The sequence below is a fragment of the Pseudomonas sp. AC211 genome (assembly GCF_979258055.1).
In genome coordinates this window covers 3,059,404-3,084,175 of record NZ_OZ409830.1, presented here as the reverse complement: position 1 = coordinate 3,084,175, position 24,772 = coordinate 3,059,404, and the positions used below count along the sequence as shown (strand labels likewise).

General features: G+C 62.2%; 24 protein-coding genes and 1 pseudogene. 14 read left to right on the top strand and 11 right to left on the bottom strand.

Annotated features, from left to right (window positions below; all coding sequences use genetic code 11):
* Positions 1–194 precede the first annotated feature (194 nt).
* The 6 genes from ACZZZP_RS14455 to aauR all read left to right on the top strand — a co-directional run bounded on the left by ACZZZP_RS14455 (position 195) and on the right by aauR (position 6,844).
* Positions 195–1,109 (top strand): glutamate/aspartate ABC transporter substrate-binding protein, encoded by a 915-nt coding sequence (locus tag ACZZZP_RS14455; RefSeq protein ID WP_122494925.1) that lies wholly within the window; start codon positions 195–197, stop codon positions 1,107–1,109.
* Between the two features lie 113 nt (positions 1,110–1,222).
* Positions 1,223–1,966, top strand: a complete 744-nt coding sequence (locus tag ACZZZP_RS14450) for an amino acid ABC transporter permease (RefSeq protein WP_463536629.1) — start codon at positions 1,223–1,225, stop codon at positions 1,964–1,966.
* A gap of 3 nt (positions 1,967–1,969) precedes the next feature.
* Positions 1,970–2,641 (top strand): ABC transporter permease subunit, encoded by a 672-nt coding sequence (locus ACZZZP_RS14445; protein ID WP_122494929.1) that lies wholly within the window; start codon positions 1,970–1,972, stop codon positions 2,639–2,641.
* Positions 2,638–3,372: an amino acid ABC transporter ATP-binding protein gene (locus ACZZZP_RS14440; RefSeq protein WP_463383183.1), complete on the top strand. Its 735-nt coding sequence runs from the start codon at positions 2,638–2,640 to the stop codon at positions 3,370–3,372. Before ACZZZP_RS14445 ends, ACZZZP_RS14440 begins: the two co-directional genes overlap by 4 nt.
* Positions 3,373–3,620: 248 nt before the next feature.
* Positions 3,621–5,522, top strand: coding sequence for a two-component sensor histidine kinase AauS (aauS, locus tag ACZZZP_RS14435; protein WP_463383182.1), 1,902 nt, complete (start codon positions 3,621–3,623; stop codon positions 5,520–5,522).
* Positions 5,519–6,844 (top strand): two-component response regulator AauR, encoded by a 1,326-nt coding sequence (gene aauR, locus ACZZZP_RS14430; RefSeq protein WP_463536628.1) that lies wholly within the window; start codon positions 5,519–5,521, stop codon positions 6,842–6,844. Before aauS ends, aauR begins: the two co-directional genes overlap by 4 nt.
* 208 nt (positions 6,845–7,052) lie before the next feature.
* Here aauR and ACZZZP_RS14425 read toward each other — a convergent pair whose 3' ends face one another.
* The 3 genes from ACZZZP_RS14425 to ACZZZP_RS14415 all read right to left on the bottom strand — a co-directional run bounded on the left by ACZZZP_RS14425 (position 7,053) and on the right by ACZZZP_RS14415 (position 9,657).
* On the bottom strand, positions 7,053–8,258 hold the full coding sequence (locus ACZZZP_RS14425; RefSeq protein WP_463536627.1) for a hypothetical protein: 1,206 nt from the start codon (positions 8,256–8,258) through the stop codon (positions 7,053–7,055).
* Positions 8,255–8,743 (bottom strand): hypothetical protein, encoded by a 489-nt coding sequence (locus ACZZZP_RS14420; RefSeq protein WP_122494938.1) that lies wholly within the window; start codon positions 8,741–8,743, stop codon positions 8,255–8,257. The genes ACZZZP_RS14425 and ACZZZP_RS14420 overlap by 4 nt, the downstream gene beginning before the upstream one ends.
* Before the next feature lie 143 nt (positions 8,744–8,886).
* Positions 8,887–9,657, bottom strand: a complete 771-nt coding sequence (locus tag ACZZZP_RS14415; protein ID WP_122450345.1) for an alpha/beta hydrolase — start codon at positions 9,655–9,657, stop codon at positions 8,887–8,889.
* An 88-nt stretch (positions 9,658–9,745) separates the two neighbouring features.
* Between ACZZZP_RS14415 and ACZZZP_RS14410 the strand changes: the two genes are divergently transcribed.
* A complete protein-coding gene (locus tag ACZZZP_RS14410) occupies positions 9,746–11,185 on the top strand; it encodes an HD domain-containing phosphohydrolase (RefSeq protein WP_463383180.1) in 1,440 nt (479 codons plus the stop codon).
* A gap of 147 nt (positions 11,186–11,332) precedes the next feature.
* On the opposite strand, the gene ACZZZP_RS14405 is transcribed toward ACZZZP_RS14410, so the two are convergent.
* The 7 genes from ACZZZP_RS14405 to ACZZZP_RS14375 form a co-directional block, all read right to left on the bottom strand.
* Entirely contained in the window at positions 11,333–11,641 is a 309-nt protein-coding gene (locus tag ACZZZP_RS14405) for a DUF4387 domain-containing protein (protein WP_463383179.1), read from the bottom strand.
* Positions 11,641–12,363, bottom strand: a complete 723-nt coding sequence (locus tag ACZZZP_RS14400) for an acyclic terpene utilization AtuA family protein (protein ID WP_463383178.1) — start codon at positions 12,361–12,363, stop codon at positions 11,641–11,643. Before ACZZZP_RS14400 ends, ACZZZP_RS14405 begins: the two co-directional genes overlap by 1 nt.
* Positions 12,269–13,024 carry an acyclic terpene utilization AtuA family protein gene (locus tag ACZZZP_RS14395; RefSeq protein ID WP_463536626.1) on the bottom strand — a complete coding sequence of 252 codons (756 nt, stop codon included), beginning with the start codon at positions 13,022–13,024 and terminating at the stop codon, positions 12,269–12,271. The genes ACZZZP_RS14400 and ACZZZP_RS14395 overlap by 95 nt, the downstream gene beginning before the upstream one ends.
* 121 nt (positions 13,025–13,145) lie before the next feature.
* A complete protein-coding gene (locus ACZZZP_RS14390; protein ID WP_463383176.1) occupies positions 13,146–14,504 on the bottom strand; it encodes a DUF1329 domain-containing protein in 1,359 nt (452 codons plus the stop codon).
* Between the two features lie 10 nt (positions 14,505–14,514).
* Positions 14,515–16,293, bottom strand: coding sequence for a DUF1302 domain-containing protein (locus tag ACZZZP_RS14385; protein WP_463536625.1), 1,779 nt, complete (start codon positions 16,291–16,293; stop codon positions 14,515–14,517).
* A gap of 278 nt (positions 16,294–16,571) precedes the next feature.
* A complete protein-coding gene (locus ACZZZP_RS14380; RefSeq protein WP_463536624.1) occupies positions 16,572–16,877 on the bottom strand; it encodes a citrate/2-methylcitrate synthase in 306 nt (101 codons plus the stop codon).
* Entirely contained in the window at positions 16,841–17,773 is a 933-nt protein-coding gene (locus ACZZZP_RS14375; RefSeq protein WP_463536623.1) for a citrate/2-methylcitrate synthase, read from the bottom strand. The genes ACZZZP_RS14380 and ACZZZP_RS14375 overlap by 37 nt, the downstream gene beginning before the upstream one ends.
* A 234-nt stretch (positions 17,774–18,007) precedes the next feature.
* Here ACZZZP_RS14375 and ACZZZP_RS14370 point away from each other — a divergent pair, with 234 nt between their 5' ends.
* The 6 genes and pseudogenes from ACZZZP_RS14370 (at position 18,008) to ACZZZP_RS14345 (ending at position 23,870) form a co-directional block, all read left to right on the top strand.
* On the top strand, positions 18,008–19,291 hold the full coding sequence (locus ACZZZP_RS14370; protein ID WP_463383173.1) for a CitMHS family transporter: 1,284 nt from the start codon (positions 18,008–18,010) through the stop codon (positions 19,289–19,291).
* Between the two features lie 114 nt (positions 19,292–19,405).
* Positions 19,406–20,428: a phosphoglycerate dehydrogenase gene (locus ACZZZP_RS14365; protein WP_463383172.1), complete on the top strand. Its 1,023-nt coding sequence runs from the start codon at positions 19,406–19,408 to the stop codon at positions 20,426–20,428.
* 1 nt (position 20,429) lies between these two features.
* Positions 20,430–21,854 (top strand): 3-isopropylmalate dehydratase large subunit, encoded by a 1,425-nt coding sequence (leuC, locus tag ACZZZP_RS14360; RefSeq protein WP_463383171.1) that lies wholly within the window; start codon positions 20,430–20,432, stop codon positions 21,852–21,854.
* Position 21,855: 1 nt separating this feature from the next.
* A pseudogene (gene leuD / locus ACZZZP_RS14355) lies at positions 21,856–22,465 on the top strand (3-isopropylmalate dehydratase small subunit).
* 30 nt (positions 22,466–22,495) lie between these two features.
* The gene (locus tag ACZZZP_RS14350; RefSeq protein ID WP_463536622.1) at positions 22,496–23,188 is read left to right on the top strand and encodes an MmgE/PrpD family protein; all 693 of its coding nucleotides are present in this window, start codon (positions 22,496–22,498) and stop codon (positions 23,186–23,188) included.
* The gene (locus tag ACZZZP_RS14345) at positions 23,085–23,870 is read left to right on the top strand and encodes an MmgE/PrpD family protein (protein WP_463536955.1); all 786 of its coding nucleotides are present in this window, start codon (positions 23,085–23,087) and stop codon (positions 23,868–23,870) included. Before ACZZZP_RS14350 ends, ACZZZP_RS14345 begins: the two co-directional genes overlap by 104 nt.
* Here the strand turns inward: ACZZZP_RS14345 and ACZZZP_RS14340 are convergent.
* Entirely contained in the window at positions 23,848–24,255 is a 408-nt protein-coding gene (locus ACZZZP_RS14340; protein ID WP_463383168.1) for a hypothetical protein, read from the bottom strand. The genes ACZZZP_RS14345 and ACZZZP_RS14340 overlap by 23 nt on opposite strands.
* A gap of 72 nt (positions 24,256–24,327) precedes the next feature.
* Here ACZZZP_RS14340 and ACZZZP_RS14335 point away from each other — a divergent pair, with 72 nt between their 5' ends.
* Positions 24,328–24,687 (top strand): MerR family transcriptional regulator, encoded by a 360-nt coding sequence (locus ACZZZP_RS14335; protein ID WP_463383167.1) that lies wholly within the window; start codon positions 24,328–24,330, stop codon positions 24,685–24,687.
* The last annotated feature ends 85 nt before the right edge of the window (positions 24,688–24,772 follow it).

Sequence of the window (24,772 nt, the reverse complement as noted above, 5' to 3'; positions counted from 1 at the left end):
AGGTTGGTCTTGCCGGTTAAGCATAAAAAGTCTTATGGATCAGTCGCTTACTGGTTTTAGTCAGCCTTGGCACAAGACATGCTCTATCCCCAATGACTGCTCGTTACGCCAACCCCTTCGACGGTGGCGAGCCGGCAACGCACAAAAGGGCCAGCGAACTGGCTCCATAAAAAAAACAACATTGAGGAAATTTGATGCGCATCGTCCCCCATCTCCTGGGCGCAGCCATGGCCGCCGCTCTGCTTGCTCCCCACGCTGTTGCTGCCGAACTGACCGGCACCCTCAAAAAAATCAAAGAATCCGGCGTGATCACCCTCGGTCACCGTGACGCCTCGATCCCTTTCTCCTACATCGCCGACGCCAGCGGCAAGCCGATGGGCTACTCCCACGACCTGCAACTGAAAATTGTCGAAGCGCTGAAGAAAGACCTCGACATGCCCGACCTCAAGGTCAAGTACAACCTGGTTACCTCGCAAACCCGTATTCCGTTGGTGCAAAACGGCACCGTCGACGTGGAATGCGGTTCCACCACCAACAACGTGGAACGCCAGCAGCAAGTTGATTTCTCCGTGGGCATTTTCGAAATCGGCACCCGACTGCTCTCCAAGAAAGACTCGGTGTACAAAGACTTCGCCGACCTTAAAGGCAAGAACGTGGTGACCACCGCCGGCACCACGTCCGAGCGCATTCTCAAGTCCATGAACGCCGACAAGCAGATGGGCATGAACGTGATCTCGGCCAAAGACCACGGCGAGTCGTTCCAGATGCTGGAGTCGGGTCGCGCCGTGGCGTTCATGATGGATGACGCCTTGCTGGCCGGCGAAGCCGCCAAGGCCAAGCGCGCCGATGATTGGGCCGTCACCGGCACCCCGCAGTCGTACGAAATTTACGGCTGCATGGTGCGCAAGGGCGACGAGCCGTTCAAAAAGGCCGTCGATGACGCCATCGTCGGTGTCTACAAGTCGGGCGAAATCAATGCCATTTTCGACAAATGGTTTATGAAGCCCATCCCACCAAAAGGCCTCAACCTGAACTTCCCAATGAGCGAAGAACTCAAGGCCCTGATCGCCAACCCGACCGACAAAGCGGCTGACGACAAAAAGTCCTGATCCCTCTCTGACCGTACCTCCCGAGTGCGCCAAGCGCTCGGGAGAGTGCTGCGTGCCGTTTGCGCGGACCGCGGCGAGCCTGTGTCTTTCGAACGATCTGAGGGGAGACCCGAATGAATTACAAATGGGACTGGAATGTGTTCTTCAGGTCCACCGGCGTGGGCAGCGAGACCTATCTCGACTGGTTCATTTCCGGGCTGGGCTGGACCATCGCCATTGCCGTCGTGGCCTGGATTGTCGCGCTGCTGTTGGGTTCGGTGCTGGGCATTATGCGCACCGTGCCAAACCGGCTGGTGGCCGGCATCGCTACCTGCTACGTCGAGCTGTTTCGCAACGTGCCGCTGCTGGTGCAGCTGTTTATCTGGTACTTCCTGGTGCCCGATCTGCTGCCGCAAAACCTGCAGGATTGGTACAAGCAAGACTTGAATCCCACCACCTCGGCTTACCTGAGCGTGGTCGTTTGCCTGGGCCTGTTCACCGCCGCGCGGGTGTGCGAGCAAGTGCGCACCGGCATTCAGGCGCTGCCCCGTGGCCAGGTATCCGCCGCGCGAGCCATGGGCTTCAGCCTGGCGCAAATCTACTGGAACGTGCTGCTGCCGCAGGCTTACCGCATCATTATTCCGCCGCTTACCTCCGAGTTCTTGAACGTGTTCAAAAACTCTTCGGTTGCCTCCCTGATCGGCCTGATGGAACTGCTCGCGCAGACCAAACAGACCGCCGAGTTTTCCGCCAACCTGTTTGAGGCGTTTACCCTCGCCACGCTGATCTATTTCACCTTGAACATGAGCCTGATGTTGCTGATGCGCGTGGTGGAGAAAAAAGTCGCGGTGCCGGGCCTGATTTCCGTAGGGGGGTGAGTGATGGAACTCGACTTCTCGGGCATCGTTCCGGCCTTGCCGGGCTTGTGGAACGGCATGATTCTGACCCTGCAACTGATGGCGCTAGGCGTGGTCGGCGGCATTATTCTCGGTACCGTGTTGGCGCTGATGCGCCTGTCGCACAACAAGCTGCTGGCCAACTTGGCTGGCGCCTACGTCAACTACTTCCGTTCGATACCGCTGCTGCTGGTCATCACCTGGTTCTACTTGGCGGTGCCGTTCGTGCTGCGCTGGATCACGGGCGAAGACACGCCCATCGGCGCCTTCGCCTCATGCATCGTGGCCTTCATGATGTTTGAAGCCGCGTACTTCTGCGAAATCGTCCGCGCCGGCGTGCAGTCGATTCCCAAGGGCCAGATGGGCGCGGCGCAAGCACTCGGCATGAGCTACGGCCAAGTGATGCGCCTGATTATTCTGCCCCAGGCTTTTCGCAAGATGACCCCGCTGCTGTTGCAGCAAAGCATCATCCTGTTCCAGGACACCTCGCTGGTGTACGCCGTTGGCCTGGTCGACTTCCTCAACGCCTCGCGCGCCAGTGGCGACATTATCGGGCGCTCGAACGAGTTCCTGATTTTCGCCGGGGTTACCTATTTCACCATCAGCTTTGCCGCCTCGCTGCTGGTCAAGCGTCTGCAAAAGAGGTTCGCCGTATGATCTCCATCAAGAACGTCAACAAGTGGTATGGCGACTTCCAGGTGCTGACTGATTGCAGCACCGAAGTCCAGAAAGGCGAAGTGATCGTGGTGTGCGGGCCGTCGGGCTCGGGTAAATCCACCCTGATCAAATGCGTCAACGCGCTGGAGCCGTTTCAAAAGGGCGACATCGTGGTCGACGGCACCTCCATTGCCGACCCGAAAACCAACCTGCCCAAACTGCGCTCGCGCGTGGGCATGGTGTTCCAGCATTTCGAGTTGTTCCCGCACCTGACCATCACCGAAAACCTGACCATCGCGCAGATCAAAGTGCTCGGCCGCAGCAAGGAAGAGGCCACCGCCAAGGGGCTGCAATTGCTTGAGCGGGTTGGCCTGTCGGCGCATGCACACAAGCATCCGGGCCAGCTCTCCGGCGGTCAGCAGCAACGCGTGGCGATTGCCCGAGCGTTGGCCATGGACCCCATCGTCATGCTGTTCGACGAACCGACGTCGGCCCTCGACCCGGAGATGGTCAACGAAGTGCTCGACGTGATGGTGCAACTGGCCCAGGAAGGCATGACCATGATGTGCGTAACCCACGAAATGGGCTTCGCCCGCAAAGTGGCCGACCGCGTGATCTTCATGGACGCCGGCAAAATCATTGAAGACTGCAAGAAGGAAGAATTCTTCGGCGACATCAGCCAGCGCGCCGAAAGGACTCAGCACTTTTTGAACAAGATTTTGCAGCACTGAGGCTATCTGCGGGCTGGCCGATAATCGCGACATCCGCTTGCTACGCGTTGATGCAAGCAGAGCAGCGGAGACACCCCTGCACCGCTCTGCTTTTCCCACAGTAAGAGGCGTAGCGAGCGGACGTCAGCCGTAGCCGGCCAGCGCGCAGGAACCGCAGCGTACTCAAGTACGTGAGGATTCCGAGCACTGCCCGGGTGCGGATGGCGTTCGCGCAGTAGCCGTAGCTAGGTGCAAGAAAAGGTTATGTGATGAAATGCGACTCTTCTCTCCATCGCGCCGTGTCGCCATCACTCGCCGTGAAACCCCGTCTGATCCGCCACCTCTTTCTGCCGCCACTGGTCATCGCCCTGATGATCAGCCTGGGCTTTGTCGGCTTCTGGGCCAGCGAGCACGTGGGCATTCGCAGCCTCAGCGAAAACGGCCAGCGGCAGCTGGAACTGCATGCCCGCGCGGTTGAAAGCGAGATCAGCAAGTACACCTATTTGCCCAGCCTGTTGGAGCTTGAGTCCAGCGTCTCCGAGCTGCTGGCCGATCCAACGCCAGAGCATCGGCAAACCGTCAACGATTACCTCGAAGGCCTGAACCGCCGCAGCCGCAGCCGCGCCATTTACGTGATGGACACCACCGGCCGCGTGATGGCCACCAGCAACTGGCGCGATGTCGATAGCTATCTGGGCGAAGACCTGTCGTTTCGTGCCTATTTCCAGAGCGCCATCCGCAGCCAGCCGGGGCGTTTCTACGGTATCGGCAGCACCAACGGCGAACCCGGTTATTACCTGGCCCATGGCCTTGAAGAACACGGCAAAGTCATTGGCGTAGCGGTGGTGAAAGTGCGCCTGGAACCGCTGGAAGAACGCTGGCAGCGGGCGCGGTTGGAAGCCTTTGTTAGCGATGAAAACGGCATCATCATCTTGTCCAGCGATCCGGCGCGGCGCTTGAAGTCGGTGCTGCCGCTCACTGACGAGATCAAAGAAAAACTCGCCCGCAGCCTGCAGTACTACTGGTTTCCGCTCAACGAGCTGCAGCCGCTGGACCGCGAAAAGTTGGCCGAAGGCGAAGAGAAACTCACCTTTCCTGCCAACACCGAAGTAGAGGGCGACGACGGCAACATCAGCTACCTGGCGCAAACCCGGCCGCTCAGTGACACGCCGTGGAACTTCACCTTGCTCACGCCCCTGCAGGACCTGCGCCGCCAAGCCATTAACCAGGGCATTCTGCTGGCGGTGGGGTTTGCCTTCGTGGCGTTTCTGCTGATCGCCTGGAACGAGCGGCGCAAGGTCATCGCCACCCGGCTCGCCGCCCGCGAAGCCTTGCAGGAAGCCAACAATCAACTGGAGCGTCGGATTACCGAACGCACCGCCGACCTGCGCGCCAGCAACGAGCGGCTAAAAGGCCAAATACGCGAGCGGCGCCAGGCCGAAGAAACGCTGCGACGCTATCAAGACGAACTGGTGCAGGCCGGCAAGCTCGCTGCCATCGGACAGATGTCCACCAGCATCGCCCACGAATTGAACCAGCCGCTGGCGGCGCTGCGCACGCTGTCGGGCAACACCGTGCGCTTTCTGCAGCGCGGGCAGTTGGACGTGGCCAGCACCAACCTCACCACCATCAACGAACTGATCGACCGCATGGGCCGCATCACCGCCAGCCTGCGCTCCTTCGCCCGACGCGGCGACGACAAGGGCCAGGCCTCGCTCGGCAAAGCCGTAGACGCCGCGCTGCAATTGCTCGGTGGCCGGCTGGACGACATGCGCCTGACCGTGCACCGCGACTTCGCCGATGTGCAGTTGCTCATCAACCAGACGCGCCTGGAACAGATTCTGGTCAACCTGATCGGCAACGCCCTCGACGCCATGCAGGCGCAACCGCAGCCCGAGCTGTGGCTGGAAGGCGAAACACAGGACGGCAAATACCTGCTGCGCGTGCGCGACAATGGCCACGGCATCGATGCCGAAGCGCGTAAACATTTATTCGAACCCTTCTTCACCACCAAACCCGGCGAGCAGGGCCTGGGCCTTGGCTTGACGCTGTCGGCCAGCCTGGCCGCCGCAACGGGCGGGCACCTGGGCGTTGAACACCCGGCCGACGGTGGCACCACATTCGTTCTCAGCTTAGCGTTAGCGAGCCCCCACCTTGGCGAGCCTCTATGAACCCTGAACTTAGCGTGCTGATTGTTGAAGACGACCCCCACGTCCTGCTCGGCTGCCAGCAGGCCCTGGCCCTGGAAGACATCCCCTGCACCGGCGTCGGCAGCGCCGAGGAAGCGCTGGCGCAGGTGGGCGACAACTTTGCCGGCATTGTCATCAGCGATATCCGTCTGCCGGGCATCGATGGCCTGCAACTGCTCACCCAGCTCAAAGCCCGCGACCGCAGCCTGCCAGTGGTGTTGATCACCGGTCATGGCGACATTTCCATGGCCGTGGACGCGATGCAGAAGGGCGCCTACGACTTTATGGAGAAACCGTTTTCGCCAGAGCGCCTGGTGGACGTGGTTCGCCGGGCGCTGGAGCAACGCAGCCTGGCGCGCGAGGTGTCGTCATTGCGTCGGCAACTGGCCGAACGCAATTCATTGGAAGGACGGATCATCGGCCGCTCGCCGGCCATGCAGCAGCTGCGCGAACTGATCGCCAACGTCGCCGACACCTCGGCCAACGTGCTGATCGAAGGCGAGACCGGCACTGGCAAAGAACTGGTCGCACGCTGCCTGCACGATTTCAGCCGTCGGCACAGCAAACAGTTCGTTGCGCTGAACTGCGGCGGGCTGCCGGAGAACCTGTTCGAAAGCGAGATTTTCGGCCACGAAGCCAACGCCTTCACAGGCGCCGGTAAACGCCGCATCGGCAAAATCGAACACGCCGACGGCGGCACCTTGTTCCTCGACGAAGTGGAAAGCATGCCGCTGGCGTTGCAAATAAAACTGCTGCGCGTGTTGCAAGAACGCACCCTGGAACGCCTGGGCTCAAACCAGAGCGTGGCGGTGGATTGCCGGGTAATTGCTGCGACCAAAGCGGACCTCGACGAATCGAGCAAAGCCGGTGAATTTCGCAGCGACTTGTACTACCGCCTCAATGTCGTGACCCTGGAACTGCCGCCGCTGCGCGAGCGCCGCGAAGACATCCTGCAACTGTTCGAACATTTCCTGCAGCAATCGTCCTTGCGCTTTGATCGCGCGGTGCCAGAGCTGGACAACCAGACCTTGTCGCACCTCATGAGCCACGACTGGCCCGGGAACGTACGCGAACTGCGCAACGTCGCCGAGCGCTTTGCCCTGGGTTTGCCCGCTTTCAAAAAAACCGGAGCGGGGAGCGCGCAGCCGTTGGCGTTTTCTGAAGCGGTGGAAGCGTTTGAGCGCAATTTGTTGAGCGATGCGTTGCAGCGCAGCGGGGGGAATTTGAGTCAGGCGAGTTTGGAGCTGGGGATGGCTAAGACGACGTTGTTTGACAAGGTTAGGAAGTATGGGTTGGGGCAGTGAGGGCTTGCGGGGTGGGGGGTAGTCGGGCGTAGGGCTTGAAATTCTGGATCCCCGCGTTCGCGAGGATGACGGAGGTTTTTGGCGCGACTGGTGTAGGAAAACACGCGTCTGCAACCAATCCACCGTCATCCTCGCGAACGCGGCGGTCCGACGATTCGGGATCCAGAGTCGTGCAGGGGAACGCGCAAGCCGCACAAAACCAAACCCCTCACTTCCCAAACCGCTCCACCAACTCCCCAGCAAACGCCTTCAACCCCGCAAACTCCTTAAAATCCGGCGAATAATCCATCTGCTTCGGCCACTGCTCAGCCGCCACCTTGTGCCAATACAAAATCGCGTCATGCCCGGCCACCGAGTCGGGCATTTGCCTGCGGGTGTATTCCCATGGCTCGCCGTTGGCCCAGCGCCATTCGCGCTCGACGTCATCCGGTTCGTCGTCGGTGGAGACCATCACCAGTTGGCCGTTATCAAAGGTGTAGAAATAGCGCAGGTAGGTTTCATCGTCCGTGCCGCTCAGCCAAATGGTGCACACCTCGCCGTTTGGCTTGCTGGTCACCCGTATCTCTACTTCGTGGCGGTACGGCCAGCCGAGCGAGACGGGCAGGGTGGCGAGCAGGTCGCGGCTGAGGTACTGCTGGTTATCGGGCAGTCGGCACAGGGTGGTGTGGTTGCCGCGTGCGGGGTTCCATTGCCAGCCGTGGTCGCGGGTGGGAATGGCGGTAAATACGTTGAGCATCTCACTGCTAAACATCTGCTGGTCATCACCGAAATGGCCGCGCACCCGTTGCATCACAGTGGCCTGGTTGGCCCACGTCGTTTCGTCGCCCACATGCAGCCCGCACTGCGCGGTGGCCGGGTTGGCTTTGGCGCCGCGTGAATAGCTGAACACCATGCCTTCGGCCAGCACTTCGCCCGCTTCCACTTGCTCATCCCAGCACGACAGCCGCACGTCCAAACGCTCCATCGCGCAGCCTTTGGCACAGGTGGTGTATTCCAGCACCACGTCCTCGATACCAAAGACGCCGCCTTTGTCCTCAACCACTGGGGGGAAATCCAGGTTCAGCGTGCGCGCATCGGCTGCCCGCATCTGTGCGGCCGGCAGTGTTCTGGACACGCTTCGGTCGTACGTACGGGTGCAGCGCCGCAATGTCCACCCCGAGTTGAAGGCGCCTGAACTTTTGCAGTTATCGCTCGAGGTGGTGGTTTCAGTGGTATTCGGTGCGCCTCGTTCCAAGGGCGCGTAACTCGCCCACACCTTGAGCCGCCATTGGCCGACAGGCACGGCGTTGGGGTCCAGGGTGCGCAAGGTGATGCGGTGGTTTTCGGGGGCTACCGGCGTGGCTGCGTGCAGTGCCGGGGCGCTGAGGGCAATAACCGTGAGCAGCGCCAGGCGCAGCAGAGGAAATGACTTCAAGGGCGAGCGCTGCGGGCGTCGCGTTTCTGCAGAATCTGCGAGGCTTCCGTGAACGCCGCCTGAAAGGTTTCACCGCCCACCCATTCCACCGCCGCGTCTTCTTCTTCGTTGTGGAACAGGCCGCGATAAACAATGAGCAAGCCCATCATGAAATCCGTTGCTGGCTCTTCAGCTTCCTCAGCCACCACCAGTTCCAGCACCGGGTACTGCAAGAACACCAGACACATCGCCAACAAGCTGATGCCTTCTGCGGCCTTCATAGTCTGGAACAGATCATCGAACAGCGCCGGGTCGAACCCGTTTTCTTCAATGTCGGCGAAATCAAAGGTGCTCAAGTCGATTTCCACATCATCGAACGGCTCGTTGATCGCCGGATTAGCCAGCAGCGGGTGCACCACTGAAGGTTTGCCCTTGCCCGAGCGGTTCTGTTTGGCCTTGGCTTTGGCCCGCTGGGCACGTTTCTGTTGTTTGTCGGCTGAGGCCATGGGGGCGAGTTCCTGTCTGGGGCGGCCACCGAAGTGGCAGAAGAAGGCGCTCAGTGTAATTAATCCTGGCGCCTTCTGTTGCCCCGAAGCTGAAAAACGCATCCGCAATTGTCAGGCTTGCACCCGGCAATCGCGGCCAGCGCTTACTGGTTCTCTACGCTTTTCACCGCCTTGAGAATCACCTCGGCCACCTCGGCAGGCTGCGATTGCTGCGGCACGTGGCTGGTGTTCAGTTCGCTCAGCTGGGCGCCGATGCGCTTGGCTGAAGAGCGCTGAACGTCGGGGTGAATCATCCGGTCGCTGGTAGCCAGCACGTACCAGGACGGTTTGGTTTTCCACGCGGCAACGGTGGTGCGCTCGTCAAAGGCCGAGGCTTTGATCGGCCCCTGGGTGGCGGTCATGATGGCGGTTTGCGCGGCCGGCAGGTCCTGGGCGAAGTCTTTGGCCATGCCTTCGGGGGTCAGGTACAGGTAGCCGCTGGCGTCTGGCTTGATCTGGCTGATGCCCGGTGGCGTCGGCGCGCCTTTGCCTTGTTCGCCGGTGGCCTGGCCGGCATCCGGCGCAAACGCGGCGACGTAAACCAGTGCACTGACGTTGCTCTGATTGCCGGCCTCACTGATAACCGTGCCGCCCCAAGAGTGGCCCACCAGCACCACCTTGCCGGGCTGGTTGCGCAGCACGCGCTGGGTGGCGGCCACGTCGTCGGTCAATGAGGTGAGCGGGTTCTGTACCACGGTCACGGCAACGCCTTTGGCTTGCAGCAACGGAACCACTTTTGCCCAGTCCGAACCGTCGGCAAATGCGCCGTGTACGATGACCACCGAAGGCGCGGTATTCTCGGCGTGGCTTGCGGTGGCGAAGGCGCCGGCGATAGCGAAGGCGGCGATGGCGGATTTCAGCTTGAACGTTTTCATGGGGTGATCTCCTGTTTGGGTAGCTCCAGTTTGCTGACCGACCCGGTTGTCAGGTATCGGTCATTTATCCGACCCAGGGAGTTTTTTCATGGAAAGCGCAGGGCAGTTCGGCATTTCGTTGGGCGCAGCGCTCGATGCCATTTCGCAGGTCGGCGACCTCAGCATGGGCCAGCCCCTGGGCCATTCGCAGCGCGTAGGTCGCCTGGCGCGGCAGTTGGCGCAGGCCGCAGGTGAGGCGGGGGCGCAACTGGCCGCCGTGGAACAGGTGGCGCTGCTGCGCTGGTCGGGCTGCACCGCCAACGCCGAAGATTTCACCCATTTGCTGGGCGATGACGTGGCCGGTCGCCGCGCCATGCTCGACAACACGCTCAGCGCCGACGACATGCAGGCTGTGCACCAGGCCGCGCCGCTCGCCGTGGTGCATTGCGAAGTGGCCGGCGAAATCGGCAAAACCCTCGAACTTGGCAGCGAGGTGGAAACCGCCTTGCGCCGGGTTTTCGAAACCTACGACGGCAGCGGTCGGCCGCTGGGTTTGAGCCGTGAGCAGACTCCGCAGGCGGCGTATCAGGTGGTGCTGGCCGGCGACCTCGAGATTCTCAGTCGGGCGCATGGCGTGGACCATGCGCTGCGCTGGATCGGTCAGCAAGCCGACAAACGTTATCCGGCCGCGCTGGCGAACGTGGTGGTGGAAAACGGTGCCCAGTGGTTGAGCCAATTGCACACGCCGCCGGGCGCTACCCGCCATGCCGGGGCTCAGCGCCCGGTGTGCATGACGCTGGTGGGCGACATGATCGATCTCAAGTTGCCGTTTCTCGCCGGCCATTCACGGCAAGTGGCCCATGTAGCCGTGGAAGCGGGGCGTCTGTGGGGTTTGTCCCAGCCAAGCCTCACGGACCTGGGCAGGGCCGCGCTGATTCACGGGCTGGGGCGGGCAGCGGTGGCCAACCATGTGTGGAACACGGCGGGGCCGCTGCCTTATGGGGCGACGGAGCGTGTTCATCTGGTGCCGTACTGGACGCAGAAAGCCACGCGAGAGATCGACGAACTGCGCGTACCGGGCAACATCGCCGCGCATGCCTATGAGCGCCTCGACGGCAGCGGTTATTTTCGCGGCGCGCCGGCCGAATCGCTGTGCCCGGAGAACCGTTTGTTTGCCGCCGCCGTGGCTTGGGTGGCATTGCGCGGCGCCCGGCCGTGGCGCGCCGCCCATAGTGAAAGCGACGCCGCCGCGCTGCTCAAGGACGAAGCTCGACGGGGTTTGTTCGACGGCGAAATCTGCGACGCGGTCATCGCCGCCGCCCGTGGCGAACGCAAATTTGCACAGGCAAAAAGCGCGCTGCTCAGCCCGCGCGAATGCGACATCCTCCTGGCCATCAGCAAAGGCGGCAGCAACAAGGAAGTGGCGCGCTTGCTGGACATCAGCCCGAGCACCGTGCGCACGCACATGGAAAGCATCTTCCGTAAATTGGGCTGCTCCACCCGGGCAGCGGCGACCTTGAAAGGGCTGACGCTGGGTCTGATCGCCTGATCAGGGCGGCGCCATGGCGATAAAAGCCTTGAGCGCGGCGCAGGGATCAAAACCGGCACGGAATTCACCATCGATGGCGGTACGGTTCCAACGGCGTAAACCTCTGGATGAAGCACCTGCACGGCCCGCAGGTGCTTCGCTTCCACCTCAATCCAGCTCGATGCCCAGCAAGCGCTTGCACTGGTTCCCCGCGTGCATGTCGCGCTCCAGTTCTCCGCCCTGCGGCCAGGTGCGCGGGTAGGAGATTTTCAGGATGTTCAGGTCGGGCACCAGATGGTGCTGCACCTGCTCGGGGTTGGCGCCGTAGAGTTCGGCGAACGCTTGGGGCGCCAGTTTTTCGCTGGTGGCGTATTTGCTGAAGCTTTCTTTGCTGTCGAAGAAGATGTCGACGGTGACCCAGAATGGCCCGGCATTTTTCGAGCGTACGTGGCGGCTTACGTCGTTGAGGGTGGCCATTAGTTGGTCTCCGCTGAGTGGGCGAGGTCGATCCATTTGCTGCGTACCAACTCGTGCCCGTCGTCGGTGTGAACGACGTGGTTGAGTTTGAATTCGTACACAGCGCCGCGTTCGAGTTCGGCGGGGGAGAAGGGGAAACCGTGGCTTGGCAGCTCACGGTTACGCTCCAGCGGCCAGTGGAAGAACCACGGGTTGCAGGTTTTGGCGATGCGCGTGGCCAGGGCCTGGGTGGCTGCCGTGGCAACGAACAGAATGCCCACTTCCAGCGGCGCTGGCGTACCGGCCGGGCGCTTCATGCCGGACACCGCGTTCCAGCCATACACGCGCAAGGAGATGTTGAAGTCACCTGCTTCGTCACCCATTACGGCGTGCACACGGCCGGTCAGCGCGGCGTGCATGCGGTCGTGGAATTCGTCGAGGCGGCCCAGAATTTCCGGGTCTTCGATGCCGATCAGCATCAGGGTCTGAAAGCGGCCGGCCGCCGCACCTTCGAGCTTCATGGTGTAGGGCTTTTCAATCCAGCGCGAGCCGGTGACACGCACCACACGCTCATTCTTCTGCACGTATTTGGCGTCGGTCACGTCGAGCACGCCGCCCGGTTCGGTGAGCAGGAAGGGGTTGGAGTTTTCATAGAGCATGTGGGCGCACACGGTTTCCGGCGCGCAGGTGTTGTTCGCTTGCAGCGGTTCGACCTCGAAGCCGTCGGCGTCGATGGTGATCAAAATGCCGTTGCCATTGGTGGGGTCGACGGTGCACTGCGCGCCGCATTCGGCAATTTTTGCAGCGTGCCAGGCCGGGCCGGCCGGTGCCCTTGAGCAGGGCGTAGCAGGCGATCACGGCGGTGTCGGTGGTACGCCCGCCGAGCACAATGTCGGCGCCTTCGCGCAGCGCGGCGATGTAGGGTTCCACGCCCATGGAGGCGACGATGCGTTCGCACGAGTCGATCAACTCATCGGTAATCGGCCCCAGCGGCGGCAGTTCGGTGATTTTGCCGGCGGCGTGTTTGGCTTTCAGGGTGGCTTTGTCTTGCTCGCAATAGAGCACGGCGATCTTCGGGGTCAGGCCTTTTTCGCGGGCAATTTCCACAACGATTTCACGCATCCAGTCCAGTGCCGCGTCGGTGCCTGACTGGCCACACGAGCCGATGATCAGCGGGATGTTCGCCTCGGCCTGAGCCTTCATCAGTATTTCCAGTTCCTGCTTGATGGTGGCGCGCGGGTATTTGCCGACACCCTGAATCATGTAGGCCGCGCCGCTGTCGGTGGAGCCTGCATCGCTGGCGATGGCCTGGGCGCCGAGGGCGATGCCCAGGCGCACTTCTTCTTCGCGGATACCGGAGCCGAGCGAGCCGCACGGGATCAGAATCTTGACTGGGTTTTCCATCACTGCTTCCTAAGGTCTCTGCGCGTCGGTGCGCGCGTTGAAAAAGCCGCCCGGGGCGGGCGGCAAAGTCTCTGGCGTCAGGTCGATGAAGGCGCCAGAGATACGGAGCGCATTGCCAACCTCAGCGGATGCCCATGGCCCTGAGGGCGGCGGGGGTGAAGTCGGAGGTCTTGGCCTTGAGGCCGAACTGGTAGGCGTTTTTCACTTTGTTGAACATGTAGTTGCCCAGGTAACGCCCGGAGATGAGGTCGTAGGTCAGCTCACCGGCGGAGATCTGCGTCTGCACGTCGTAGAACGGCAGGATGTGGTTCTCCGATACGCGCCACAGGTTGCCGCGTGCGTCGTAGTGGTCGGCCTCGACGATGGTCCAGCTGTCTTCGTCAATAAACAGATGGCGTTTGGAATACACGTGACGCTGGCCTTCTTTCAGCGTGCCGATGATTTCCCACACCCGGTGCAGCTCGTAGCGGGTTTTGTCCTGGTTGAGATGACCGGGGGTGATCAGCTCGTCGTAGCTGTTGTTGGGGTCGGCCAGGCGGAAGCTGTTGTAGGGCACGTACAGCTCGCGCTTGCCCACCAGCTTCCAGTCGTAACGATCGGGCGAGCCGTTGAACATGTCGGTCTGGTCGGTGGTGCGCAGGTTGCCCGGGCCGGGGCTGTCGTACGCCACTTGCGGGGCGCGCCGCACTCGGCGCTGACCGGAGTTGTACTGCCAGGCCATGCGCGGTTCCTTTACCTGGTTGAGGGTTTCGTGAACCAGCAGTACGCCGCCTACGTCCCGCGCCGGGGCGATGTTTTCGGAGGTGAAGTAGTAGAGGATGTTTTTCGATTTGCTCGGGTCGTAGTCCAGCAGTTCCTCGCTGTAGGCCAGGCGGTCACGCTCGGTTTTCCAAGTGTATTCGCCGTTGGGCGTGGTCATGAACGCCGTGGTTTCGCGGGTAAAGCTGCCGCCGCGATAGCGCGTGATGTGGTTCCACAGCACTTCCAGCCCGTTCTTTGGAATCGGGAACGCCAGCGGACTGGTGTAGTTCTCCAGACCATTGCCGCCTTCCACCACGGTGGTGGTTACCGCGTTTTTGCCCGCGGCGTCATAGGCTTTTTGCGGCCACGCCACGCTGCGATGGGTCGGGTAAACCGGCAGCTTGTAAGTGCTCGGGTAGCGGGCGAACAACGCTTGCTGGCCGGGCGTTAGTTGCGCGCGGTACTGGTCGAGGTTCTGCGCGGTAATGGTGAACAGCGGCTTCTCGCTGGCGAACGGATCGGAGCGAAAACCGTCGGTGCTGGTGCCGGCATTTTTCGGCAGGCCGCCCGTCCATTCCGGAATGGTGCCGGCGGCATTGCCGGCGCGTTCGGCGCCTACCGGAGTGAGCGTGCTGCCGAGCTGACCGGCTTGCGCGGCGTCGACGGCGGCAAACGCCGGGTTGATCAGCAGGGGCAGGCAGAGCGAGAGCGCGTAGCGCGATAGATAGTTTTTTGTCATGGGTAAGTCCTCAGAACGTCACGCCAAAGCTGGCACTGACGAAATCCCGATCACCGTTGGTGGTGTAATCGCCGCCGAAGTAGTCGGTGTAACTGATGCTGGCTTCGTAGTTGTTCAGGTACTTGGCACTGAGGCCGAGGCTCACGGCTTTGCTGCCTTCGGTGAAGGTCGGGCTGTTGCCGTCCACATCGTGGGACCAGGCCAGGCTGGGGCTCAGATCAAGCCCGCCGATCACACCGGGGTAAGTGAGCCCGGCGCGCAGGCGGTAACCCCAGGCATTGCGGGTGAAAAAGCCTTTGTTGTTGCAGTACTCCGGGCGGCTGCTGAGCAGGGTTCGGCACAAGTCGTTGCCGTCTTCATCGAAGTACTCACCGGGGCCGAAATGGCTGGCGCGGCCGAAGCGGTACTCGCCGTAGTCGCCTTCGTTGATGCCGTTGAGGTGGGTGAAACCCACTTCGCCCAGCAAGCTCAGGCGGCTGGCGCCCAGAACCTGGTCGAAGGTCTGGGTGATGCTGGTCTGGCCCTGAGTCATGGGCACGCGGGTGTAGCCATGAATCTCATCGCCCGGAACGCCGGAGTTGGGAATCACGCTTGGCACCACCGGGGCCAGGCGCAGGGTGGCGTAGGTGAGGTCATCGATGGCCAGCGGCATGTTCGGCCGGTAGCTCAGTTCGCCTTCCACCGAGGCCGTGCCAAAGGTGGTGTTGAAGCTCAGGCCGTACAGACGGATGTCTTCCGGGTATTCGAGAAAGTACTTGGCGTTGGCCGCTCCGAAACCTGGCGCCGCGAAGGGGTTTGGCGCGGTGCTGATTTCCGAGCTGCCTACCGGCGTGCGGCTGTGGTAGTTCAGGTAGTAGGCGCTGATTTCGGTGTCGTTCAGCTCCGGCACAAACCAGCGCAGGGCCACACCGAACTGGCCGCTGTCGCGGGCGTCGCGATCACCGCCGCGTGGCAGGTAAATGGTGTTGCCGTTAAGGCCGCTGTTGTCCGACTGACCGGGCTCGATGTCCATGCCGCGCACCACGTAACGGTCATCGCAGCCGTCGGCAACGATGTCGGAACTGGCGAAAAAGGTGCCGCAGTTGTCGGCGACGGTCTGGTCCCACTCCAACTGATAAAACGCCTCGACGCTGACTGCTTCAGCCAGGGTTTGCTGCAGGTAAATCATGTTCACCGGCAGCAAGCCTTCCTTCAGCTCGGAACCGGGGCGGCGCAGGGCGTTGGCATCCAGCGGGTTGATGCTGTTGATGCCGCCGCTGATAAAAGTGCTGCCACCCCAGCTGACCACCTGCTTGCCGACGCGCGCGGAGCCGGGCAGATCGCCGAGTTCGTAGTTGTGGTAAACGAACGCATCGAGCAATTCCACGCCGGAAGATTGCGCACCGCGTTTGCGGTTGTCGTCGCGAATGTCATACAGGCCGCGGCTTTCGTCTTTGAGCTCGAAGTCGTACCAGTACTTGCCGCGCAGAAACACGCCGGAGTCGCCGTACTTGAGTTCGAGGTCGTGAATGCCCTTGAAGATCTTCGAGAAGGTTTCACCCTTCTTGAAGTTCAGGCGGGCATCGTCGGAGGTGCGCGAGTCGCCCTGGCCGCCGTTGCCCTGGGCAATGAAATCCGGGTCTGGCGCGCGTACCGCCCAGCTGGCGCCGACGGAAAGGGCAGAATCGAGCTGGCCTTCCACTTCACCGATATTGAAATTGACCGCGTGGGCGCCGGCCGTATAACTCGCCGATGCCATTGCCAGAACGGCTGCGCCAGGCAAGCCAGGCCGCTTGATGGTTGCTTTCACGTCTCTTCACCTTTGTTTTTGTTTTCGATGCGGAGCGCGGCAGAGCCGTGTTCCGAGACATCACTTAGGCTTGGTGATCGTCATATATGTACGGAAATAATCTACATATACAAGCTGATCTCCATGAAGACGCTATACGTACGCCAATACGTTGTAAATCTGTACGGATTTTGTGCATGCGTCGGCCGGTGGGCGCTCGCAAGCAAACGTCACCCCTCTCCCACGAGTGGGAGAGGGGCTGAGGAGAGGGGCTTTTCAGGCGAGGCGAGTGAAGGGACTTACCCCGGCAATGCGCCGGTATAGCGGGCGCGGTGGCGCACCAGCGGTTGTTGGTTGTATTGCTCGCTGGCGTGGGCAAACCAGCCGATCAGCCGGGCGACGGCGGCAAGTGCCAGTTCCTGGCCGCCGAGGTTCAGTTTGCGACCGACAAAACTCACCAGCAGGATGAATTCCACCGGCCGCTGCACCAGTTCTTCGGCTACGGCCATGGCCTTGAGCAGGCTGCGGTATTCGGCGTCGTCGGCGAACATCGAGTCGAGGGTTTTCTTCAGGCTGATGGCGCGTGGGTCAGCGGTGGTATGCACCAAATGGGCGGTGTGGGCATTGGCGCAAAACCCGGTATGTCGCCGCCCTGGCTGTAGTACTGAAGAATCGGCTCGGCCGGGTCCTTGGCATTGCAGATATCGTCGAGCAAATGGCTAACGGCCTCATTCCGGCCATAGGCCACTCGTCTTCCGCGCGCCGTGGCAAGGCCGGTAATGGCGGCGTAGTAGGGCGTGACTCCGGTGTTGGCGGCGGCGCGCACGCTGTAGGTGGAGTGGTCCAGTTCATGGTCAATGCACAAGATCAACATGCGCCGGATCAGGTCGGCAAAGCGTTGATCAACGCCGCATGACGAGGCGATGAATTCATGCAGCGGCCGTGTGTCCGGCACATTGCTGCCCACCACCAGGGCGGCGAACCAGCGCACCACGTCGGCGCCGGTGCGCGCGTAGCCTTCGGGCGAAAGATCAAAGGCTTTCGGGTTGGCGCGCTCCACCAGCGGAAACAGGGCAATGGCTTTTTCGATCACCGTGGTATGGGCATACAACGCCAGCAACTGGTCAATGCCGGCCGGCATGTGCGGCAGCGTGGTGCCGAACGCGCCGGGCACCTGCCAGAACATTTCCGCCACTTCCTCGACCGTGGCTGTTTCCACCAACTCGTGGATGTCGCGGCCGCGGTAGTAAAGGCCGTCTTCGGTGAGCAGGGTCAGCGAGCTGTAGGAATCGACACTGCGCTTGGCCCCCGGCTCGCCATTTTCCGGGCCTTTGACCAGGCGCTGGATGTCCGCCGCCCAGTAGCGGCGCTTGCGCGAGCCTTCAACCTTGAGCGAGCGAATATTCTTGCGGCCAACGTAGGCGTACAGCGTGGGCAGGTTGACGCCGAGCAGGGCGGCAGCCTCTTCGGCGGAAAGATAAAGCTCGTCGGGTTGAGTCATGGCGGCCTTGTTTGACGGTGCGGTGAAGGGGGTGAGGCGTCTAGGTCGGCGTTCTCGGCTTGCGGGGATTTGCCGCAGCTTTGCGAGTGACCCACCTGTACGAGGGTGTACAAAACAAATACAGATTTACTCGTAAAAAATCAATGTGTAGGTTTTGCCCAACGTTGCATCTGGCGCTGCCTGCACAAGGTGCACGTTCCCTTCCTGAAGGCTCTACATAACAAGGATAAGAGAATGGCTTGGGTTGGTTTTGCGATGGTTTCTGTGTTCATGGCGCTGATCATGACGCGGCGCTTGTCGGCGATTGTCGCCTTGATTCTAGTGCCGGTGGCGTTTGCCCTGGCGCTGGGGCTCGGTTCGCAGATGGGCACCATGGTGTTGGACGGCGTGCTCAAGGTCACGCCCACTGCCATGATGTTGATGTTCGCCTTGCTGTACTTCGCGGTGATGTTTGACGCCGGGCTGTTCGAGCCGGCGGTGAAGCGCATCATCCGCTGGGTTGGCAACGACCCGCTGCGCATCACCCTCGGCACGGCGGCGTTATCGACTGTCATTTCCCTGGATGGCGACGGCGCGACCACGGTGCTGGTGGTGGTGACGGCGTTTCTGCCGGTGTACCTGCGCCTGGGCATGAACCCGCTGATTCTGGCGGTGATGCTGCTGCTGACCAACACCGTGATCAACATTGTGCCGTGGGGCGGGCCGACTGCCCGTGCGGCCAGCGCGCTGCACGTGGATGCCATGGACGTGTTCGTCGGCCTGATTCCGGCCATGCTTATCGCCCTGGTGTACGCCTTCGCTGCCGCCTGGTGGCTGGGCAAGCGCGAGCGGCGGCGTCTGGGCTGGCAGCCGGGGCAAACCGACGACACGGCGCCCGCCCTGGAGCGCAAGGTCAAGGACAGCCATCGCCCGCGTCTGTTCTGCGTGAACCTGGCGCTGACCGTAGGCTTGGTGGTCAGTATGGGCATGGGCCTCGGGCCACTCCCGGTGCTGATGATGATCGCCCTGGCCCTGGCGCTGGTGATCAACTACCCGCGTCTGGCCGATCAGAAAGAACGCATCGCCGCCCATGCCGACAACGTGCTCAACGTGGTGGCGCTGATCTTCGCGGCCGGCGCCTTCACCGGCATTCTCGCCGGCTCGGGCATGGTCGATGCCATGTCCAAGGCGTTCCTCGATGTGGTGCCGGCCAACGCCGGGCCGTACATGAGCGTGATCACCTCGCTGGCGGCGATTCCGTTTACGTTCTTTATGTCTAACGACGCCTTTTTCTACGGCATCTTGCCGATCCTCAATGGCGCGGCGCAGCAGCATGGCGTTGACCCGCTGCTGATCGCCCGCGCTTCGGTACTCGGCCAGCCGGTGCACGCATTGAGTCCTTTGATAGCCGCGCCGTATCTGCTGGTCGGCCTGCTCAAGCGCGACATGGGCGAGCTGCAGCGTTACTGCCTGCTGTGGGCGCTGGGCTGTTCGGCGGTGCTGATTCTCTCGGCGCTGGTTACCGGCGCAATTCTCTAGTTCTTCTCCCTTGCTTAGCCATTCCCCGTCCGGCCCGGGCGGGGAGTCGAGGGCGGCTTGCTCCGCGAAAGGCCGCTGTCGAGGCGGCGAATGTCCTGTAATGAGGCGATAACCATGCCCGAACATCTCTCTCGTAACGTCGTCATTACCCAGCGCTTTTTTGACCCGCAAAGTCTGGCCTGGCTGCGCAGCCAGGGCTGTACGGTGCAGATTGCCGAGCTCTGCGAAGGGCAGGGCGACGGTGACCTGAGCCAGGCGCAACTGGTTGCGCTGCTCGCCGAGGCCGATGGCTGGATTGTCGGTCACGCCCATATCACCGCCGGGTTGCTGGCGCAGTTGCCACGCTTGCAAGTGATCTCCCGGCGCGGTGTGGGCTACGAACGCGTCGATGTCGATGCCGTGCGCGCCAGCGGCAAGGTGGCGACCATCGCCGTTGGCGGCAATGACGCCAGCGTCGCGGACCACGCACTGGCGATGATGCTGGCGCTGGGCCGGCGTCTGGGCGAGTCGAAGGCGCGCATGGTCAATGGCGAGTGGACCATCGTGCTGGGCAGCGATCTGTACGGCAAAACCGTCGGCATCATCGGCCTTGGGCGTATCGGCCGTGGCGTCGCGAAACGCCTGGCCGGTTTCGATGCCCGCGTGCTGGCGTATTCGCCAACGCTGGACTGGCGTTACGCAAACGAAACCGGCGTGACCTTTGTCGACCTCGACACGCTGCTGGCCGAGAGCGACTACGTGACCCTGCACGCGCCGCTGGTGGAAGAGACCCGCTTGCTCATCGACGCCCAGGCGCTCAATCGTATGAGACCGGGCGCTTTTCTGATCAACACCGCACGCGGCGGCCTGGTCGATGACCGCGCGCTGCTGGAGGCGTTGCTCGACGGGGCCATTGCCGGCGCCGGGCTGGATGTATTTCTCAGCGAAAACGACCCGACTTATCGACCCATCACCGAAGCGCTGCTGGCGTTGCCCAATGTGGTGGCCACGCCCCACAGCGGCGCCTCTACCCACGAAGGCCTGCAGCGCACCAACCGGGTGGCGGCGCAATGCGTGGTGGCGGTGCTTGATGGCGACACGCCGCTGCCGGCCTGTGTGATCGCCGATGGTCGTTGCAGCGATGCGCGAGGGCAATGACATGACCACGCGCCCGCGCACCCTCTACGAAAAACACATCGACAGCCACACCGTGTGCCGCCTCGACGACCACGACCACGTGCTGCTGTATATCGACCGCCAGGTGGCCAACGAGTACACCAGCCCGCAAGCCTTCAGCGGCTTGCGCGAGGCGGGGCGAGCCGTGTGGCGGCCCACGGCGACGCTCGGTGTGGTCGATCACGTGAACCCGACAGCGCCTGAACGCATCGCCACCATGCCGGATGCCGGCGGCGCGCGGCAGGTGTCGTACTTCGAAGAAAACTGCCGCGACTTCGGCCTGGAATTGTTCGACGTGCTCGACAAGCGTCAGGGCATTGAGCACGTAGTGGCGCCGGAGCAGGGCTTTATTCTGCCGGGCATGGTGGTTGCCGCAGGCGATAGCCACACCACCACGTACGGCGCGCTGGGCGCCTTTGGTTTCGGCATTGGCACCTCGGAAATCGAACACCTGCTCGCCACCCAGACGCTGGTCTACAAAAAGCTGCGCAGCATGCGCGTGACGGTGCAAGGCAAGCTGGGCGCCGGCGTTACCTCGAAAGACATCATCATGGCGCTGATCCAGCGTATCGGCGCTGCCGGCGCCACCGGTTTCGCCATCGAATTCTGCGGGCCGACCATTGCCGCGCTCAGCGTCGAGGCACGCATGACCATCTGCAACATGGCCGTCGAAGCCGGCGCCCGCGGCGCCTTTATGGCGCCGGATGACAAGGTGTTTGCCTACCTGCAAGACAAACCACGGGCGCCGCGCGGCGAGCTGTGGGAGCGCGCCCTGCTCACGTGGCGTGAGCTGTTCAGTGATGCCGGTGCGCAGTACGACGCAGAGGTGCTGCTTGACGCCAGTGCCTTGCAGCCCATGGTGACGTGGGGCACCAGCCCCGATCAGGCCGCCACCATTGGCGAGCACGTACCGGACCCGGCCCATGAACCGGACCTTATTCGCCGCCAGGATTTGCAGCGTGCCCTGCGCTACATGGGCCTGAAAGCCGGGCAGCCCCTGGCGCACATAGCCATCAGCCACGCCTTTATCGGCTCGTGCACCAACGCCCGCATCGAAGACCTGCGCGACGCGGCGCGCGTGGTGCGCGGTCGCCGTGTCGCCAGCCATGTGCGGGCGATGATCGTGCCGGGTTCGACGCTGGTGCGCGATCAGGCCGAAGCCGAAGGGCTGGCCCAGGTGTTTCGCGACGCCGGCTTCGAGTGGCGCCAGTCCGGCTGCTCCATGTGCCTGGCCATGAACGATGACGTACTCGCCCCCGGCGACCGCTGCGCGTCGAGTACCAACCGTAATTTCGAGGGCCGTCAGGGTGCCGGCGCGCGTACCCATTTGATGAGCCCGGCGATGGTGGCTGCGGCTGCCATTTGCGGCCACCTCACCGACGTTCGTTCGCTTATTGCCGAGGCCTGATATGCAACCGTTCACCATCGTCAGCGGCATTGCCGCGCCGCTGCTTGCCGCCAATATCGACACGGACGTGATCATGCCCAAGCAGTTTCTCAAAGGCATCGACCGCAACGGCCTGGATCGCGGTTTGTTCTTCGACCTGCGCTTTCTTCCAAACGGCCAGTCGAACCCGGAATTCGTGCTTAACCGGGCACCGTGGAATCGGGCCAGCTTTCTTGTGGTCGGGCCTAATTTTGGCTGCGGCTCCAGCCGCGAGCATGCGGTGTGGGGCCTCAAACAGCTGGGGTTTCGCGCGCTGATCGGCAGCCGTTTTGCCGGCATTTTTTTCGATAACTGCCAGCGCAATGGCGTGCTGCTGATTGAACTCAATGAGGGTGACGTGCAGCGCATCGGCGCAGCCGTCAGCAAGCCCGAGGGTGCACACCTCAGCGTGGATCTGGCCCATCAGCAGATTCAGCTGAGCGACGGCTCCCTGTGTCGCATTCGACATCGATCCCCTGCGCAAAGAGGCGCTGCTGCTGGGCCTGGATGCCATCGGCAGCACCCTGCAACGCACTGCGCAAATACGTGAGTTCGAAGCCGCGCACCTGAGCGCCAATCCGTGGCTGGCCTGAGCGCCTTCGCCGATGAAAAAGGAGACGTGTATGAACACCCCGACCCTGGCCCGGCGCCTGGCGCGTTATGCCTGTGAACTGCAAGCAGATGAGCTGCCCGAGCCGGTACTGGCCTGCGTGCGCCAACGGGTTCTGGACAGTCTGGCCTGCGCCCTTGGGGCCTATGACGCCGGCCCGGTCAAGGCTGCGATAGCCCTCGCAGCGCAAACGCCGCAAGCATCTTCCAGCGTGTTCGGTACGGCACTGAAAACCACGCCGGAGCTGGCGGCTTTTGCCAACGGCACCATGGTGCGTTTTCTCGATTACAACGACGGCTACATGGGCCGCGAACCGGGCCACCCCAGCGACAACATTCCCGCCTGCCTGGCCCTGGCAGAAGCGCAGGGCGCCAGCGGTCGCGAGCTGATGGCGGCCATTGTGCTGGCCTACGAAATACAGATGCGCCTGCAGGATGCCGCCAGCCTCAACAAACGCGGCTGGGACCATGTGAATTACATCAACGTGGCCACGGCTGCTGCGGCGTCACGGCTGCTGAAACTCGACGAGGCGCGTACCGAGCAGGCGATCAATATTGCCCTTAGCTGGCCACCTGGCCATGCGTCAGGTACGCTCGGGTTCGCTGTCGGACTGGAAAGGCTGTTCGGCCGCCAATGCCGCGCGCAATGCCATATTCGCCGCGAGCCTGGCGCGCCATGGCATGACCGGCCCGTCGCCGGTTTTTGAAGGCGACATGGGCTTGTTCAAACAGGTGACCGGCGAATTCGAGCTGGATGTCGATAGCTTCGGCAATGCCGACAACGGCCAGTTTGCGATCCTCAGGTCGCTGACCAAAACCTTTCCCACCAATGGCGAACTGCACACTGCCGTGTGGGCGGGTATCGACCTGCGGGCGCAGATTGCCGACGTAAATTCGATTGCCGCCATTCATATCGAAACCTCGGAGTTCAACCGCCGCGTGCTGGCCGACTCGCCAGACAAGTGGCGACCGCAAACCCGCGAAACCGCCGACCACAGCTTGCCGTACAACGTGGCGCGGGCGTTGCTCGATGGGGACATCACACTGAATTCGTACTCACCGGAGCAGATCGCCGACCCGCGCGCCATCGCCCTGATGAGGTGCACCACGGTCAGCGAAGATGCGGCCCTGACGGCGCTGTTTCCGCAGTACCTGGCCAACCGGGTAACGGTGACGCTGGCCTGCGGCGAACAGCGCGTCAGCGAAATGCTCAGCGGCCCCGGCTCGCTGGAGACGCCCATGAGCGATGCTGACTTCGAGCGCAAATTCCGCCGCATGGCAGACCTGCATATCGACGCCGCCGCCCAGGAGCGTGTGCTGGGGTTTGTCGCCAGTCTGCAGTCGCAGACCGACTACGCTCCGCTGTTCAGCGCGATGGCGGTTGCCTGATCGGAAGCACCTGGGCAATACCGAACACCACTTCCATCACGGTAAAACCCAGCACCAGAAAGCTCGCGCCATGCGCCACGGCAACCACTTGCCACACGGTAAACAACAGCCGCGCCAGTGCGTCGTACAAGCCGACGCTGCGGCTGGGGTTTCGCAGACGCCACAGCGACCACACCACCACCACGCTGCCGAGCAGGTTGGCCAGCAACATGGCGTCGCCAGCCAGGGTCGGCGTGGGCCGGGTGAGTGCGAGCGCGTGCGACAGCGCCGCAAACACCTCAAACAGCCAGGTGGCCGTCCAGGGTGTTACGAACGCCAGCATCACCAGCAAGTCGTAGCCGGCACTGGCGCGCACGATGTTCAGATTGTTCTTTACGCTAATCATGGCCTTCCCTCACAGTTCGAGCCCGCAGGCTAAAGCCTGGTCCTAGGTCCAGAGTCAATACGGGCACGTGCTATGAAAATCGGAGAGGTGGCGACGCGTACCGGGGTGTCGGTGGATGCGTTGCGGTTTTATGAAGACAAAGGCCTGATCAAGCCGCAGCGCGCCGCCAACGGCTACCGCTTCTATCCCGAGCAAACGCTGGAGCTGGTGGGCTATATCAAGCTGGCGCAGCAGCTCGGTTTTTCCCTGAAAGAAATCGGCGAGAACCTGCCGCTGTTATGGAACAGCGAGTCGGCATCGGCGCAGCTGTTGGCCGACTTGTTCCGCGAGAAAATCGCCTTGCTTGATGAGCGCATCGCCCAAATGCACACCTTGCGCAGTCTGCTGGCCGACCGCGCTGCCCAGGTTTGCCCGCTGCTCACGAAGGCGTGAACGCTTTAAGCGGTTGACTTCATTCGCGTTTCGACATGTGATCACAAAATTCCGTAACCTTTTCCAGCGGTGACTGTCGGAGCCT